Here is a 17977-nt window from a genome sequence, read left to right as displayed (position 1 = left end):
TTTGAGTAGTTTATTAGAAAAAATGTATGATTTCGTTTGGTTGTTTTAAGAAATATGCTCATATTTGCACCGATATTCATTCCCGTTACCTACAAAGTAACAGAGTAATTTTCAAGCATTTACACCTACAACAGAGCGTTTCACAAAGTCAAGAACTTGTCTATTTGCTTCATCAATTTTCTTACTCCGGAAAGGTTTCAAATAAGTCTCCGTCACAGTGATAGACGAATGTCCCATCGCTTCGGAAATAATGCCCGGATGAATTTCACAATAATAAGCTGTCGTAGCCCAAGTATGGCGGGCGGTGTACGAGCTCAACTTATCGGATAATCCCAATAATTCACCTAGCAACATCAACTGTTGGTTAAAGCTGCGCAATGCCAACTGATATTCGCGATACGCCTCTTTGGTTCCTTCACGGCTTTTCAACAATGGAAATAAATAAGGAGAAGAAGGATCACGATTCATATACTTCTTCACCAAGATCATCGCTTCGGGAGTCAATGTCACCGACAATGGTCGTCCTGTCTTACGTCTGCGATACGTTATTACGTTATCACGCAAATCACTCTTACGCAAATAAGCGAGATCGACAAACGGCATACCACGAAGCGAAAACATCAGAATGAACAACTCTTGCGCCTGACATACAGCAAATGGCACACCTGATGTACGAGACAATTTGGCAAACACCTTCTTCATATCGTCATCACACAACGCACGTTTATGATCGGCACGAGTACCGGTATAAACAGAGCGGAACAGATGAGGTACATAAGGAGCTTTCCCAAGATCGACGGCACGATTGTAAACCGCACGAAACGTACGCAGATAAGTGGAAACGGTGTTCCAGCTACAACCACGACTGCGAAGGTAAACTTCGAATCCCTTCAGCCACTCCGAAGTTACTTCACTAAAAAGCAAATCTTCTTCCCCACAATAAGCAATGATGGCATTCAGACTGCTACGATAAACATGCGCAGTACCGAAGTTTCCCTCCACCTGTAGCCCCATGGCTACCTGCTTCATAAATGTTACTACTTTCAACATTTCTCAATTTATTAATTTATTCGACAATAAAGATACAAGTATTCTCGCTATTACCACCCGGATAGTTCCAAAGATATTCTATCATTTATATAACAGCCATCCATCAATATTCATTTTTTATTGTTACTTTTGTGAGAAAATGAAAGAGTTATGAACCAACCAGTAAAGCGCAAACGTATTCCGTACGGAATGATGAACTTTATCGATGTCCGCGAAGACGACTGTTATTACGTGGACAAGACACATTATATCCCGCTTATAGAGAACGCGAACAAGTATTTCTTTTACATTCGCCCACGAAGGTTCGGAAAGAGCTTAACGATCTCCATGCTCCGACATTATTATAACATATTAGAGGCGGACAAGTTTAAGAAATGGTATGGCGACCTGTACATAGGAAAGCATCCCACTCCCGAACGAAATTCATATCTCATCATTTATCTGAACTTTGCCGTAGTTAATGCCGAATTAAATAGTTACCGGCAATCATTGGACGCACATTGCAACACTGAATTCAATTTCTTCTGCGATGTCTATGCGCAATATCTTCCCGAAGGAATAAAGGAAGAAATGAATAAGAAAAAGGGAGCCGTAGAACAACTGGATTATCTATATAAAGAATGTGTGAAGACCAATCAACAGATTTATCTGTTCATTGATGAATACGACCATTTTACAAATAAAATCTTATCAGAACCTGCCTGCCTCGAAGATTATAAAAGCGAAACACACGGAACCGGTTATCTGCGCAGCTTCTTCGATACGGTGAAAGCAGGCACGGACTCCACTATCAAACGTTGCTTCGTGACTGGTGTCAGCCCCGTCACGATGGACGATCTCACCAGCGGATTCAATATCGGCACCAATTATTCGCTCTCTCCGGAATTTAATGAAATGACCGGATTCAACGAAGAAGAGGTGCGCGCAATGTTGGATTATTATGCCACTACCTGCCAGTTTCACCACTCTACCGACGAGCTGATAGAAGCTATGAAACCTTGGTATGACAACTACTGTTTTGCAGAACAAAGTTATGGCGGTACTACAATGTACAACTCCAATATGGTACTCTACTTTGTGGATAATTACATCCGAAATGGAGGCTATATGCCACGCAATATGGTAGAAGAAAACATCCGCGTGGATTACAACAAACTACGAATGTTGATCCGCAAGGACAAAGAATTTGCTCATGACGCCTCTACCATCCAGACATTGGTACAACAAGGATATGTCACCGGAGAACTAAAAACAGGTTTTCCAGCCGAAACAGTTGCAGAACCGGATAACTTTATCAGCCTATTATTCTATTTCGGAATGTTGACTATCAGTGGGACTTTAGAAGGAGAAACGAAGTTGACTATTCCCAATCAAGTAGTACGTGAACAATTGTACAGTTACTTATTAGATACCTACAACGAAGCGGACCTCCGCTTTGACAACTGGGAAAAAGGAAAACTGGCATCCGCTATGGCTTATCGTGGCGACTGGAAAGCCTACTTCGATTATATCGCCGAATGTCTGCACCGATATTCTTCCCAGAGAGACAAGCAAAAAGGAGAAGCATACGTACATGGATTTACGTTGGCTATGACCGCACAGAACCGTTTCTATCGCCCTATCTCCGAACAGGAGAATCAGGAAGGATATGCCGACATCTTCATGTTTCCATTACTGGATATATACAAAGACATGCTCCATTCCTACATTATCGAACTGAAGTATGCCAAAGGAAAGGATAGTGACGAAAAGGTAGAGCAACTCCGGCAAGAGGCTATCACACAAGCCAACCGCTATGCCGCTAGTGAAACGGTGCAAAAAGCAATCGGAACAACGACGCTGCACAAAATTATAGTTGTTTATCAAGGGATGAAAATGGTGGTGTGCGAAGAAGTTTAAAATTCGTATATATTTTCATGTATTATAATAAAAGGCGACTCATTGCAACGAGCCGCTTTTTTTGTATTATCTATTTTTCTTCAGCTATCCACTTTTCAACATTACGGGTTTCCACACTAAAGAAGAGCAAATCCGCTTTCCCACTATAAGCAATAATGGCATTGAGACTACTAAAGATATTCTATCATTTATATAACTGCCATCCATCAATATTCATTTTTATTGTTACTTTTGTGAGAAAATGAAAGAGTTATGAACCAACCAGTAAAGCGCAAACGTATTCCGTACGGAATGATGAACTTTATCGATGTCCGCGAAGACGACTGTTATTACGTAGACAAAACGCATTATATCCCTCTCATAGAGAATGCGAACAAGTATTTCTTTTACATTCGTCCGCGAAGGTTCGGAAAGAGCTTAACGATCTCCATGCTCCACCATTATTATAACATATTAGAAGCGGACAAGTTTGAGAAATGGTATGGCGACCTGTACATAGGAAAACATCCCACTCCCGAACGAAATTCATATCTCATCATTTATCTGAACTTTGCCGTAGTTAATGCCGAATTGAATAGTTACCGGCAATCATTGGACGCACATTGCAACACTGAATTCAACTTTTTCTGCGATGTCTATGCGCAATATCTTCCCGAAGGGATAAAGGAAGAAATGAATAAGAAAAAGGGAGCCATAGAGCAACTGGATTATCTATATAAAGAATGTATCAAGACCAATCAGCAGATTTATCTGTTCATTGATGAATACGACCATTTTACAAACAAAATCTTATCAGAACCTTCCTGTCTGGAAGATTACAAGAGCGAGACATACGGAACTAGTTATCTGCGCAGCTTCTTCGATACGGTGAAAGCAGGCACGGACTCCACTATCAAACGTTGCTTCGTGACAGGTGTCAGCCCCGTTACAATGAACGATCTCACCAGCGGATTCAATATCGGCACCAATTATTCGCTCTCTCCGGAATTTAATGAAATGACCGGATTCAACGAAGAAGAGGTGCGCGCAATGCTGGATTATTATGCCACTACCTGCCAGTTTCACCACTCTACCGACGAGCTGATAGAAGCTATGAAGCCTTGGTATGATAATTACTGTTTTGCAGAACAAAGTTATGGTGGTACTACAATGTACAACTCCAATATGGTACTCTACTTTGTGGATAATTACATCCGAAACAGAGGCTATATGCCACGCAATATGGTAGAAGAAAACATCCGCGTGGATTACAACAAACTACGAATGTTGATCCGCAAAGACAAAGAATTTGCTCATGGCGCCTCGACCATCCAGACATTGGTGCAACAAGGATACATCACCGGTGAATTGAAAACTGGCTTCCCTGCCGAAACAATTGCAGAACCGGATAACTTTATCAGCCTATTATTCTATTTCGGAATGTTGACTATCAGCGGTACTAAACGAGGCAAGACATTATTGACCATTCCCAATCAAGTAGTACGTGAGCAACTGTACAGTTACTTACTAGATACTTACAACGAAGCGGACCTCCGCTTTGACAACTGGGAAAAAGGGAAACTGGCATCCGCTATGGCTTATCGTGGCGACTGGAAAGCCTACTTCGACTATATCGCCGAATGTCTGCACCGATATTCTTCCCAGAGAGACAAGCAAAAAGGCGAAGCATACGTACATGGATTTACGTTGGCTATGACCGCACAGAACCGTTTCTATCGCCCCATCTCCGAACAGGAGAATCAGGAAGGATATGCCGATATTTTCATGTTTCCCTTACTGGATATATACAAAGACATGCTCCATTCTTACATTATCGAACTGAAGTATGCCAAAGGAAAGGATAGTGATGAAAAGGTGGAGCAACTCCGACAAGAGGCTATCACACAAGCCAACCGCTATGCCGCCAGTGAAACGGTGCAAAAAGCAATCGGAACAACGACGCTGCACAAAATTATAGTTGTTTATCAAGGGATGAAAATGGTGGTGTGCGAAGAAGTTTAAAGTTCGTATATATATTTTCATGTATTATAATAAAAGAGGCTGTCTAACAAGTTTAGACAGCCTCTTTCCGATATCTTAGTAGTCTTCTAAATTATTTCTTAGAAGCTTCCAAAGATGCTTTACGGAATTCTTTCATTGCTTTTTCGATTTCCAAAGAAGCTTTACGAGCGCGAGTTCCTGCTGCTTTGTTACCGTTTTCGATCTGTGCGTTAGCATCTTTTGAGAAGTCAGCATACAGAGCTGCTACCTTTTCTACCAATTCTTTCATAATCCTTTTATTTTTTTCGTTAATAATGTGCCGCAAAAATACACTGTTTCCCGAAATAAAAGCATAAAATCAATATTTTTTTTGAAATAATCTTCGAAAAATATCTAAAAAAGGGGCTTTTCACCATTTTTACCTACCTTTGTAGCCATGAAACTGCTTACAGATACCGATTATATACATGCATTGATTGCTGAAGGGGAGCACCAGCAACAGGACTTTAAATTCGAAATTTCCGACGCACGCAAAATTGCCAAAACACTCTCGGCTTTTGCCAACACGGACGGAGGAAGATTACTTATTGGCGTAAAAGACAATGGAAAAATCGCGGGAGTACGCTCCGAAGAAGAAAAATATATGATTGAAGCCGCCGCACAACTTTATTGCGTACCGGAAGTGGAATACACATTGCAAACATATATAGTGGAGGGACGGCAAGTGTTGGTAGCGACCATCGAAGAAACTCCGCATAAACCTGTTTACGCCAAAGACGAAACCGGAAAACCTCTAGCCTATCTCCGCATCAAGGATGAAAATATTCTGGCAACACCTATACACCTCCGTGTATGGCAACAAAGCGACAGCCCCCGTGGCGAACTGATCCGTTATACCGAACGTGAACAACTCCTGCTCGAACAACTGGAGCATGGCACTTTACTCTCACTCAACCGCTACTGTCGCCAAACCGGACTTTCACGACGTGCCGCTGAACATCTGCTCGCCAAATTTGTTCGTTATGATATTGTGGAACCCGTATTCGAAAATCATAAATTCTACTTCCGAATAAAAAACGAATAACCACAAACAATACTTAATACTTGATACTTAATACTTAACTATGACTTTTATCAACGAGATTAACGACATACTCTGGACCTATATTCTGATTATCATGTTATTGGGATGTGCTGTCTGGTTCAGCATACGGACACGCTTCGTACAATTCCGCATGATTCGCGAAATGATCGTACTGTTAAGCGAATCTGCGGGCAAAGGGAAGCAGGGAGAGAAACATGTATCTTCTTTTCAGGCATTCGCTATCTCTATCGCCAGCCGTGTGGGTACGGGAAATCTTGCGGGAGTGGCTACCGCCATCGCTATCGGCGGTCCCGGAGCTATTTTCTGGATGTGGGTCATCGCACTGTTAGGGGCTTCGAGTGCTTTCATCGAGTCTACCTTAGGGCAATTATACAAAATACGCGGAAAGGATTCATTCATCGGAGGTCCTGCTTATTATATGAAGAAGGGATTGAAACAACCGTGGATGGGAATGCTTTTTGCCATATTAATAAGCATCACTTTCGGTTTTGCTTTCAATTCTGTACAGAGCAATACCATCTGTGCTGCTGCGGAGCATGCTTTCGGGGTCAATCATATTATATTGGGAGGGGTACTGACATTACTGACGTTGGTTATCATCTTCGGAGGTATTCAACGCATTGCCCGTGTCAGCAGCATTATCGTGCCGGTTATGGCATTGGGATATGTGGGACTGGCGCTGGTGATCGTTATACTCAATATCACTCATTTACCGGGCGTCATCGCGCTGATTGTCAGTCATGCTTTTGGTTGGGAACAGGCACTGGCAGGAGGAGTCGGCATGGCATTGATGCAAGGTATCAAGAGAGGGCTCTTCAGCAATGAGGCCGGTATGGGATCGGCTCCGAATGCGGCTGCCACAGCTCATGTCAGTCATCCCGCGAAACAAGGATTGATACAGACTTTGGCAGTATTTACGGATACATTATTGATTTGTACTTGTACGGCTTTTATCATTCTGTTTAGTGGTGCTCCGCTGGATGGATCGACCAATGGGGTGCAGTTGACTCAACAGGCATTGACGAACGAGATCGGTTCTTCGGGCAGTGTCTTCGTTGCTGTAGCTCTTTTCTTTTTCGCTTTCAGCAGTATTCTGGGAAATTATTATTACGGGGAGGCCAATATCCGCTTTATCACTCACCGGAAGTGGGTGCTTCATGGTTACAGGATATTAGTGGGCGGTATGGTGCTCTTCGGTTCACTTGCCACATTGGATATGGTATGGAGCTTGGCAGATGTCACTATGGCGTTAATGGCTATCTGCAATCTGATCGCTATCCTCTTCCTTGGAAAATATGCGATCCGCCTGTTAAATGATTACCGGGCGCAAAAGAAAGCCGGCATCCAAAGTCCTGTTTTTAAGAAAGAGTCTATGCCGGACATCGAAAAGGACTTGGAATGTTGGTGAAAACCAACTGTTTTTGTACCTTTGCACGGAAATTGACAGATGGTAGTTATATTATATACCTTCCACGCACTCAAATAGTAAATTGTAAATTGTAAAATTGTAAATATAACAATGGGCTTATTTGGTTTATTCAAGAAAAAATCCGATGAAACGAAAGTCGGCAATGTAGAAGATTTCATTTCACTGACCCGGGTGTATTTCCAGTCAGTGATCGCCACAAACCTAGGTATCACCAATATCCGATTCTTGCCGGACGTAGCTAACTTCAAACGTTTGTTTAAAGTGCCTACTCAAAACGGTAAACTGGGATTGGCCGAAAAGTCTGCGTCACGCAAAATGCTGATGCAGGATTATGGGCTGAATGAGAATTTCTTCAAGGAAATCGACGCTTCCGTGAAACGTAACTGCCGCACTCAAAATGATATTCAATCTTATTTATTCATGTATCAGGGATTTTCTAATGATCTGATGATGTTGATGGGAAATCTGATGCAGTGGAAGTTCCGTATGCCGTCGATCTTTAAAAAGGCTCTGTATGGCATGACGCAGAAGACGGTGCATGATGTTTGCACCAAAATGGTATGGAAAGCGGATGATGTGCATAAGACGGCTGCGGCTATCCGCCAATACAAAGAGCGTCTGGGATACTCGGAGCAGTGGATGACGGATTATGTGTATAATATCGTTCTACTTGCCAAGAAGGAACCGAAACGGAAGGATGACGACACGGAAACAAAAAAATAAGTCGCGTTAAATGTTAGAAAAGCGTAAAGATTAATATGATAGAGAAAGCGGGGGTTTTGTACTTCCGCTTTTTTTGTTATCTTTATGTACTTTTTTCTTTTGTCTTGATACAAAAGAAAAAGTACCAAAAAGAAAAAATCAAGGCTGCGTCTGCCCGGCTACTCCGGTCTCATCCCCGGCTAAAGGGCAGAAACTCGCTTCGCTCAAACAGTCTGCCCTTCTTAACGCCGGGAATGAAACCTCCGCTTGACGCCGTGCAGACGAGGCCGGGAGGCCATGCGGCGTGGAGTGCTATGCAGTGTAGAGTGCTATGCGGTGTGATTGTGTATTATGTTGCGCTTTGATGATTATGTTGGTAGGTTATGGATGGAGGATACTTAGGGGATGAGATGCTGTTCGGGATTTGAGACATATAGTTCGGGGGAAGGGAGGTCGTTCAAACTTAAAATGCTTATTATATAATTTAAAAATTGATAGATTGCTTATGAAACAAAAGAAAATGCTTACACTTACTTTTTCACAGTTGAAACAAATCTATGGTCAGGAGATTCCGGAGATAGTGGAGATAGCGGATAAGAGCTCTACTGTTGAGGATTTCAAGACTGGAATACTGCGGTTGTTAGAGACTTGCAGGATAGAAAACGAAGCTGCGGAGGAGGCGAGGGAGCAAATTCGACTCTTACTCCATTATGATGGGCAGAATGTCCATGAACTGTCTACGGGACAGGATATGTCAGTACAGACTATTCGGCTGCTTTATGAGTTTCTGACGGGGACGTTGGAGAATATGGAGATGCCGACGGATTTGTTTATTGAAATTTTTCAGATGTTTAAACGGTTGAAGGGAGAAGTTGTGCCTTTGCCGTCACCGCAGCGTATCAAAAGTCGGAATGACCGGTGGGAAACCGGACTGGATGAAGAGGTACGGGAGATACGGGATGAAAATAAGGAGCGGATGTTGCACTTGCTGATTCAGAAGATTGAGAACAGGAAGTCGAAGCCTTCGGTTCGTTTCCACTTTGAGGAAGGAATGAGTTATGAGGAGAAATACAGGTTGGTAAGTGAGTGGTGGAATGATTTCCGCTTTCACTTGGCGATGGCTGTGAAGAGTCCGGGAGAACTGAATCGGTTCCTGGGGAATTCTCTTTCTTCGGAGACGATGTATTTGCTTTATCGGGCACGGAAGAAGGGAATGCCGTTTTTTGCGACTCCTTATTATTTATCGCTACTCAATATTACAGGATATGGGTATAATGATGAGGCTATCCGGAGTTATATTCTGTATTCGCCACGATTGGTGGAGACGTATGGAAATATTCGTGCGTGGGAAAAGGAGGATATTGTGGAGGTTGGTAAACCTAATGCTGCGGGATGGCTTCTGCCGGACGGACATAATATTCATCGCCGGTATCCGGAGGTGGCTATTCTCATTCCTGACACGATGGGAAGGGCTTGCGGGGGACTTTGTGCTTCTTGCCAGCGGATGTATGATTTCCAAAGCGAACGATTGAATTTCGAGTTTGAGTCTTTACGCCCGAAGGAGTCATGGGATCGTAAGTTGCGCCGGTTGATGACTTATTTTGAAGAGGATACACAGTTGCGGGATATTCTGATTACAGGGGGCGATGCGCTGATGAGTCAGAATAAGACGCTTCAGAATATTTTGGATGCGGTGTATCGGATGGCGGTACGCAAGCAGAAGGCAAATCTCGAACGACCGGAAGGAGAGAAATATGCGGAATTGCAACGAGTACGGCTGGGGTCACGGTTGTTGGCTTATTTGCCGATGCGTATCAATGACGGATTGGTGGATATTCTGCGGGAATTCAAAGAAAAGGCTTCGGCTATCGGGGTGAAACAGTTTATTATCCAGACTCATTTTCAGACTCCGCTGGAGGTCACGCCTGAAGCTAAAGAGGCGATTCGGAAGATTCTTTCTGCCGGATGGATCATCACGAATCAGTTGGTATATACAGTGGCTGCTTCGCGTCGGGGACATACGACACGGCTTCGCCAGGTGCTCAATTCATTGGGCGTGGTATGTTATTATACTTTCTCGGTGAAGGGATTCAATGAGAATTATGCAGTATTTGCTCCCAACAGCCGTTCGATGCAGGAACAACAGGAGGAAAAGATTTATGGTCGGATGACACTGGAACAGGCGGAGGAATTATACAAAATATTAGAGACGAAAGTCGGAACGGAAGAGGAGACGAAAGAAGATGTTGCCAAGCAATTAAGACATTTCATGAGAAAACATCATTTGCCTTTCCTTGCTACGGATCGCAGTGTATTGAATTTGCCGGCTATCGGTAAGAGTATGACCTTCCAATTGGTGGGACTGACGGAAGAAGGAAAACGGATTCTACGCTTCGAACATGACGGCACTCGTCATCATAGCCCGATTATCGACCAGATGGGACAGATTTATATTGTAGAAAATAAATCACTGGCCGCTTATCTGCGCCAATTAGCCAAGATGGGAGAAGATCCGGAAGATTATGCTTCTATCTGGAATTATACGAAAGGAGAAACCGAACCTCGCTTTAGTCTTTACGAGTATCCTGATTTCCCTTTCCGCACTACTGATAAAATGAGTAATTTAGAAATAAGTATTAAGTAATAAGTATTACCGAAGCTGCTGGATAATACCTGCTATTTGATACTTGTCGATTAATACTTAATACTTGTTGATTGATACTTGTCGGTTAATACTTAATACTTATTCATCATTCTTTTACACGTATTACTATATTTGCAATAATTGCAGTTAGGCCTCCGGTGGTGATCCCTGAAGAGAAGATACTTCGAATTGCTTCCGGGGCTTGTTGTAATACATCCGGCATTAGTTCTACTCCTAGGCCTAAGGAGAGGCTGACTGCTAATACCAGAGTTTCTTTACGGCCTATTTCTTGTGAGGAGATAATACGGATTCCTGCCGCTGCTACTGTACCGAACATTAGTAAGGTTGCACCACCCAATACAGGATCGGGCATTAAGGAGAATACGGCACCTACGATAGGGAATAATCCCAAAAGAACAAGCATTGCTGCGATATAATAACCGACATAGCGGCTGGCTACTCCGGTCAGTTGGATAATACCGTTATTCTGTGCAAAGATGGAGTTGGGGAAAGAGTTGAATATACCAGCGAGGAAGGAGTTGAATCCATCTGCCATTACTCCACCGGAAACTCGTTTCAAATAGGAATCTCCTTCAATGGGAAGTCCGGAAATCATAGAGTTGGCAGTCACGTCACCTGTTGCTTCGATGGCAGTTATCAGGTAGACCAGACCAATGGCTATGAAAGAAGACACATTGAAATCAACACCATATTTAAAAGGTTGGGGAATATTAAAGCTCATCAGCATTTCCACATTCAACGCACTCATATCCACTTTTCCCAAAACAAATGCCAGACCATAACCCAGACAAAGTCCGAGTACAATAGAACTCATGCGCAGGTATTTGTTCCCGCAACGGTTGAAAAATAAGACGCTAAGAAGTACCAGTGCTGCAATAGACAGGTTTTCCCAGGTAGCAAACGTACCGTTATCCATAGCTGCATATCCACCTCCGCAAGATACGATACCTACTTTTATCAGGCTCAATCCGATAAGCAGTACGACAATACCGGAAACCAGCGGAGTGATGATATTACGCAAATATTTGAATGTGCGGCTGACAATCATTTCGATAGGTGCGGCAGCCATACAGGAACCGAAAATCAACGGCAATCCGCCTACCATTCCTGTGGCGATGATAGGACCGATAAAAGAAAAACTGGTTCCCTGGATGCAGAGCAGCTTTGCTCCTATCGGACCGAAACGACGGCATTGTATAAAGGTAGATACTCCCGAAGCAAAAAGGGACATGGAAACTAGAAAGCTTGTCTTTTCTACATCCAGTTTCAAGGCACTCGCTATGATAAGCGGCGGTGTGATAATTGCCACGAAAATAGCCAAGAGATGTTGTAAAGCCGCAAACAGGGCGTCTTTAAAAGGGGGACGGTCTTCTACGCCGTAGATTAAATCAGTTTTCATTTAATAGGTTGTTCTATATATTTTGTAAGTTCCACAAAGGGATAAACGGAGATTCCTCTGAAGTTCGGATTCTTTTAGCCTGACTTCTTTTTACTCTATTTCTTTTAACTCGCTTTTTAATCCGTTTTTTGGTTCGATTTTTGGTTCGATTTTTTTAGTTCAGCGTCCATTTCAGAGCAAGCGTCGGGATCACATAAAAGCCATCGCGACCACCAAAGTTGTTGCTCAATTCGACTTCGGAGCCAACGCTTAGATTGAAGTTTTTATTTACTCCCTTGATTTGATTCAGGTTTACCCAAAATTGTGGTTCGGAGAGGAAGATAGTCTTTCCGTAGTTCGTTTCTTCACGCCACCAGTCGGCAAAGCCGGAGAAAGTGAGCAGGTTACGGCAGAAGTTTACGTACCATGTACCTGTCAACTGGAAGTTGTTGGGTGATGAGTGTTTCTGAATATACTTATACATGGCGGTCAGTGTGAAGCCTTTGGAAAAAGAAGCATTATTAAAGGTATACGTGGCTCCTGCCAGATAAGCATTTTTATAAGACATACCTTTGGATAATCCACCGTTATATTCAAGATGCGCAGAGAAAGGACCTTTCCAGAATTTCACTTCACGGGCTATTTCCCAATAAGCAGCAGCGACACCTTCGGAGGTATAATCCATATCGACAAAGAAATAAGTACTTCCCCAAGTATCAGGATGAAACTTCTCTACTGTGGAAGTTAACAGCGGACGACCTTGCAAATCTTTATCATACAAAGAACGTCCAAAATCATAATGTAACTGGATGTTTTGCGCCTGCAATCCCGGTACGGCAGAGAGCAACATACAAAGGAAAAGAGCAGAGATAATCTGTTTCATAAGTAAATGTGTTTAAATGAAGATGCAAAAATAGTTAAAGCTACACATATAAACACACTACTTTTATCTTTTTTTATTCCAGGTTATTATTTCCCGTGTCCCACCAAAGCCTTGTACCTCCATGATCGTTTCCTCCTAAAGCTTCCACAAGCGCGGAATATTGTTCCGGGTCTTCCGTCTGTAAGGTACCGGGGAAGTTTAGACGGCGCACCATAATCTCCGTGTCGATAGAACCGTTTCTGCTATGGTTGAATCGTACGGGAAATAAACGGGGATACCCTGTTCGTCTTTGTTCTGCCCAAGCTTCGCAACCTTCCGGAAACATAGCAATCCACTTCTGCGTAATGATCTTCTCCAGTTTCGTTTCCTTATCATCCAGCGGATTCCATTTGGGAGAGACTTTACAACGGGCCTCTATATTATTTTCTTCATCATACGTGTCTATAAAGTCGGAGGCGGTCTGTTCACTTTGCAGATAATCTTCTACGCCATAGATTCCCCATTGATGGAAAGAAGTAGTTACACCGTTCTGATAACAGGTTTCTTCATCTTCATCCGTCCACCCGCGCAATGCAGCTTCGGCACGCAGAAACCAAACTTCCGAAGCAGTCATCAGAGGCGCATCGGTGCTTTGCTTGACAAACAGCTTCGACAATCCGGAATAATGACTATGAGCAAAACATGTCCCCTGACGAATTCCACGATATTGTCCTTTCAGGGTTTCATCCGTACAGAGTTCGAAATAAATTCCAAGACGGGGATCATTATATCCCACCAAGATTGATTCCATATTCGCACTCATGTAAGTTTCATTCCACACACGATTAAGTTCTCCCAATGGATTGGTATATCCGGATTTGGTAGAAACAACAGCTCCGCCTGTTTCCGCTTCAAAGAAGCCGTAATCGTTTTCTTTTATTTTCTGTATTTCAGCACGTGCCTTATCGGGGGCAACAGAGGCAATACGCATAGCTAGACGCAAACGCAACGAATTGGCAAACTTTACCCAGGAAGGGTATTTACCATCCAACAAAATATCAAAACGTGCAAATCCATTGAATTCCGGTTTCTCCTCTATATAACCGGTGAGGGCAACCACGGCAGAATCGAGTTCATTGAAAAACTCATAATAAACATCTTTTTGTTTATCAGGACGGTAGTGGTTTTCTGCATTCGCAAAATTCTTATAAATGATGGGACCATAATAATCCGTCACACGATGCATGGCTTCTACCTTTAATATTTTCGTGATCCCGAACAAAGCAGGATGTGTATTCCGGGTAGCATTCTCCGATTGGTATATCTGCGGGAAAATATAAGAATACATATGCGTCCACATGGCGCTGTTCCAACCATCCTGCATATTATAGTCGGAATTATGCGAACCTCCGTTCAAGGGTTTACCGTCATGCATATATCCACCAAACATATCTGCGTTCAGATTCTGTATCAGCTGGAAAGGCCAGTTCTTCCCTTTTCCGAAATCATAATTAAAATAAATACCCTGCTGAATAATGCCCAAACGGATTCCATAACCATTGTCGTCAATAATCAGGTCATCATCCGTGATTCCGGACAAGTCGGTATTGTAATCACGGAAATTACCGGTACATGCTACAGAAAAGAGCAGTAAGCCCAGCAAGTATAAATATACATATTTTCTCTTCATTTCTCTCTCCTACCTTTAAAATTCACATTTCAGAGTAAAGCCCAAACTACGGGTCGTAGGCATTCCGAATACTTCAATCCCTTGGTTATCATTCCCGGTGGAAAGTACCAAATCCGGATCAAAAGGAGCTTTCTTATATAAGAAACATAGATTGCGGGCCACAAACGAAAGCTGCACATCTTTCAGAACCTTCGTTTTTTGTATCCACTTCTTTGAGAAATTGTAGCTCAACGATACTTCGCGTAACCGTAAATTAGTGGCATCATACATATAATACTCTGTCACTCCGGCACGCCCGCCCACTACATTTTTATAGAATCCTTTCACATTATCGATCTGCTGACCTTCAAGCATCACATATCCTCTGTCGCGTGCATCAGCCGTAATTTCCGATACGCCATAGAGATCCATTTCCGCTTGTGTCTGCGAAAGGACTTTTCCTCCGTAACGCCAGTCAAGCAGGAAATAAAGGCTGAATCCTTTGTAAGAGAATGTGTGATCCCATCCCATCATAAAGACAGGGTTGGCATTTCCTACTTTCACCGTATTTCCGTCACCTTCCACCAATGGAAGTCCTTTGTAATCTCCTTCTGTTTCATAAACAATGTTTCCTGCGGCATCACGCACAAAGGCTTTACCATAGATATCACCGATAGAACCACCTTTCACCAGTTTCATTGCATAACTGGAAGAAAAGCTCGTAGGTCCGTAGACCAATTCTTTCAACTCGTCGTGCAGCTTCACGATCTTATTCTTGTTGGTAGAGAAGTTGATGGAAGTTTTCCAGGTGAAATCAGAAGTCAGTATCGGAGTTCCGTTCAGTGTCACTTCCCATCCTTGGTTTTGGATATTCCCAGCATTTACATATCGGAAAGCATACTTGTCACCTGCAAGAGCAGGAAGTTTGAAGAACTGATTATAAGTGTTGGTACGATAATAGGTCAGATTGATTCCTAACCGATGTTGGAAGAATCTCCATTCCGTTCCGAATTCCATGGCATGAGTCATTTCCGGCTCCATATCTTTGAAAGGAGCGGCATCATTTGCCTGTATCTCGCCACCGGCACTGATATGCGAAGCGGAATTAGTGACAAATACAGGAATATCGTTCCCCACTTTACTATAGGCACCACGCAGTTTCGCAAAAGAAATCCATTCGGGCAGCTTCACCCATTTATCAAGCAATATGGAAAGACCAACGGAAGGATAAGCAAATCCCGCTTTCTCATGTTCAGTATAAGCCAAGGTTGATGCCCAGTCATTACGAGCTGTCAAATCAAGAAATAATTTTTCCTTGTAGCCAATCTGTGCTGTACCGAAAATAGATTGAAGCTGACGATGCTCATCTATTTTCTGGTCAATACTGGCAGAACTGTTCATGATGATATTGGCAATATTAAATACATTAGCAAACTTCAGAGAAGCATTCTTGGAATCATAACGGGTCGAGTTTCTGATTCGATCATTTATACTACCGCCAATAGCCGCATCCAGTGTAAAATCTCCCCAGGTTTTCTTAAACATCGCCATGACATCACCATACATCTGCGTTTCCTGATAATCCATTTCAATATATCGACCGTTCGCTCCACACAGGGCAGTAGCGGTAGACGCATAGAATTTCTGACGCAACTTGTCAGCCCAGTAGTCCATGTTGCCACGAGCTTGAATAGTCAACCAATCATTTATCTTAAAGTTTGCCGAAAGGGAAAGGATAATGCGCGTACGCGTTTCTTTACTTTGTATACGGTTCACTATCCAATATGGATTCTGTTCGAAGCCTTCGGTAAATGTATGCCAGTTTTGCACATTCAAATTCCGTTCTTCGTCATAGGTTTCAAAATGGTCTTTATAATAAGACAGATTCTCACCACGAGGAAAACGATAAAGCCCTACCAACGGATTCATATAAAAACCTCCCGATACCGGCTTATTCTCAACAGTCTGTTTCATTACATTCACATTACCATCCAGTTTCAAACGTTTGTTGAACATGGTAGCTGTTTCGCGTAGGTTTATATTATGTTTCTTCAGCTTGTTTTTATCCATAATCCCCTTTCCAGTGGTGTTGGCATAGGAGAAATAAGTTTGTAGAGTTTCATTTCCATAGCTGACGGACACAGAAGTCATTGAGGTCAATCCGGTACGGAAAAAATCATTCAGGTTATCATGAGCCGTCAGATTATCTTTCTCACCCCAGCTGTCTACCACATCACTGACACCGTAACGATTTTGCATTTTAGGCAGGCTGAATGCTTTCTCGAAAGTTAGTCCTGTAGAGAAATTAATATTCCTTTGCCCGACAGAATTCTCTTTTTTAGTAGTGATAAGAATGACCCCGTTAGCAGCCATGCTACCATATAAAGCTGCTGCTGGAGCACCTTTCAAGATACTGATGCTTTCCACATCTTCCGGGTTCAGGTTAGAAATCCCATCTCCTCCATCACGGTTGCCGGCATTCGCCGTACCTCCAATAGCCGAATAAGCCTGCTCGGAAGAGGTATTCGACATCGGCACTCCGTCTATCACATACAGCGGTTGATTATCACCGGACACCGAACGGATTCCCCGGAGACTGACTTTGGCAGACCCTCCCATTCCGGAAGAGTTTTTATTGATTTGTACACCGGCTGCTTTTCCCGCCAGGGCAGTAATCATATTTATTTCTTTTATACGATTCAGTTCCTCACCTTTGATTTTCTGCGCAGAATAAGCCAGTGTAGCTTCATCCTTTTCAATTCCCAAGGCTGTTACGATGACATGATCAAGCATCACCGCGTCTTCCTGAAGGCGTATTTCAAGCATAGTCCGACCTGTCACATTGACTTCTAAAGTCTTGTAACCTACAAAAGAAACCTGCAAGACAGCACTATCCGGAACAGATAAAAAGAATCGTCCATCAATATCGGTCACAGTACCATTGGCTCCCCCTTTCTCTCGTATTGTAGCACCGATTAGTGGTTCACCATAGACATCAATAACACGCCCTCTCACGGTATAATTGTCAGAAGGAGTTTCTATCGTCCCTCTTAACAGTTGTTGCTCCGAAGCATAACAATTCCCACCCTCCAGGAAAAATAAGCTCATTAAGAAACAACTTACTAAAATTTCTTTTTTCAATGATATAATAAGATACTGTTTGTTCATCACACCGCAAAAATAACTAAATATTTTAAATCTAGCATTTTTTCTCATTGATTTTGAGGGAAATAAACAT

General features: G+C 42.8%; 12 protein-coding genes. 6 read left to right on the top strand and 6 right to left on the bottom strand.

What is annotated here, in order from left to right; all coding sequences use genetic code 11:
- Positions 1–111: 111 nt before the first annotated feature.
- Positions 112–1050 carry a tyrosine-type recombinase/integrase gene (locus KFO40_RS05440; RefSeq protein WP_049703245.1) on the bottom strand — a complete coding sequence of 313 codons (939 nt, stop codon included), beginning with the start codon at positions 1048–1050 and terminating at the stop codon, positions 112–114.
- A gap of 150 nt (positions 1051–1200) precedes the next feature.
- On the opposite strand from KFO40_RS05440, the gene KFO40_RS05435 reads away from it, so the two are divergent.
- Together KFO40_RS05435 and KFO40_RS05430 are read left to right on the top strand one after the other, a co-directional pair.
- Entirely contained in the window at positions 1201–2949 is a 1749-nt protein-coding gene (locus KFO40_RS05435) for an ATP-binding protein (protein WP_008021085.1), read from the top strand.
- Between the two features lie 252 nt (positions 2950–3201).
- On the top strand, positions 3202–4950 hold the full coding sequence (locus tag KFO40_RS05430) for an ATP-binding protein (protein WP_211146162.1): 1749 nt from the start codon (positions 3202–3204) through the stop codon (positions 4948–4950).
- Positions 4951–5041: 91 nt separating this feature from the next.
- Here KFO40_RS05430 and KFO40_RS05425 read toward each other — a convergent pair whose 3' ends face one another.
- A complete protein-coding gene (locus tag KFO40_RS05425; RefSeq protein ID WP_004301965.1) occupies positions 5042–5218 on the bottom strand; it encodes a histone H1 in 177 nt (58 codons plus the stop codon).
- Between the two features lie 147 nt (positions 5219–5365).
- Here KFO40_RS05425 and KFO40_RS05420 point away from each other — a divergent pair, with 147 nt between their 5' ends.
- From KFO40_RS05420 to KFO40_RS05405, 4 genes are all read left to right on the top strand, one after another.
- Positions 5366–6013 (top strand): helix-turn-helix domain-containing protein, encoded by a 648-nt coding sequence (locus tag KFO40_RS05420; protein WP_004314088.1) that lies wholly within the window; start codon positions 5366–5368, stop codon positions 6011–6013.
- Between the two features lie 40 nt (positions 6014–6053).
- Positions 6054–7442 (top strand): alanine/glycine:cation symporter family protein, encoded by a 1389-nt coding sequence (locus KFO40_RS05415; protein ID WP_009041270.1) that lies wholly within the window; start codon positions 6054–6056, stop codon positions 7440–7442.
- 111 nt (positions 7443–7553) lie between these two features.
- Positions 7554–8186 carry a hypothetical protein gene (locus KFO40_RS05410; protein WP_004314086.1) on the top strand — a complete coding sequence of 211 codons (633 nt, stop codon included), beginning with the start codon at positions 7554–7556 and terminating at the stop codon, positions 8184–8186.
- A gap of 484 nt (positions 8187–8670) precedes the next feature.
- Positions 8671–10809, top strand: coding sequence for a KamA family radical SAM protein (locus tag KFO40_RS05405; RefSeq protein ID WP_118194622.1), 2139 nt, complete (start codon positions 8671–8673; stop codon positions 10807–10809).
- Between the two features lie 106 nt (positions 10810–10915).
- On the opposite strand, the gene KFO40_RS05400 is transcribed toward KFO40_RS05405, so the two are convergent.
- From KFO40_RS05400 to KFO40_RS05385, 4 genes are all read right to left on the bottom strand, one after another.
- Positions 10916–12229, bottom strand: coding sequence for a nucleobase:cation symporter-2 family protein (locus tag KFO40_RS05400; RefSeq protein WP_008021078.1), 1314 nt, complete (start codon positions 12227–12229; stop codon positions 10916–10918).
- A 154-nt stretch (positions 12230–12383) separates the two neighbouring features.
- Positions 12384–13091 carry a DUF5020 family protein gene (locus KFO40_RS05395; RefSeq protein WP_008021077.1) on the bottom strand — a complete coding sequence of 236 codons (708 nt, stop codon included), beginning with the start codon at positions 13089–13091 and terminating at the stop codon, positions 12384–12386.
- A gap of 73 nt (positions 13092–13164) precedes the next feature.
- Positions 13165–14760 (bottom strand): SusD/RagB family nutrient-binding outer membrane lipoprotein, encoded by a 1596-nt coding sequence (locus KFO40_RS05390; RefSeq protein ID WP_049703250.1) that lies wholly within the window; start codon positions 14758–14760, stop codon positions 13165–13167.
- Positions 14761–14775: 15 nt separating this feature from the next.
- Entirely contained in the window at positions 14776–17907 is a 3132-nt protein-coding gene (locus tag KFO40_RS05385) for a SusC/RagA family TonB-linked outer membrane protein (RefSeq protein WP_211146164.1), read from the bottom strand.
- Between the last annotated feature and the right edge of the window lie 70 nt (positions 17908–17977).

Origin of the sequence: Bacteroides sp. 1001302B_160321_D4, from assembly GCF_015667765.1 — a bacterium.
In the GTDB taxonomy this organism is placed as follows: Bacteria; Bacteroidota; Bacteroidia; order Bacteroidales; family Bacteroidaceae; genus Bacteroides; species Bacteroides xylanisolvens.
Note: the sequence above shows the minus strand (reverse complement) of the source record. Positions and strands in the feature narration are given on the sequence as shown.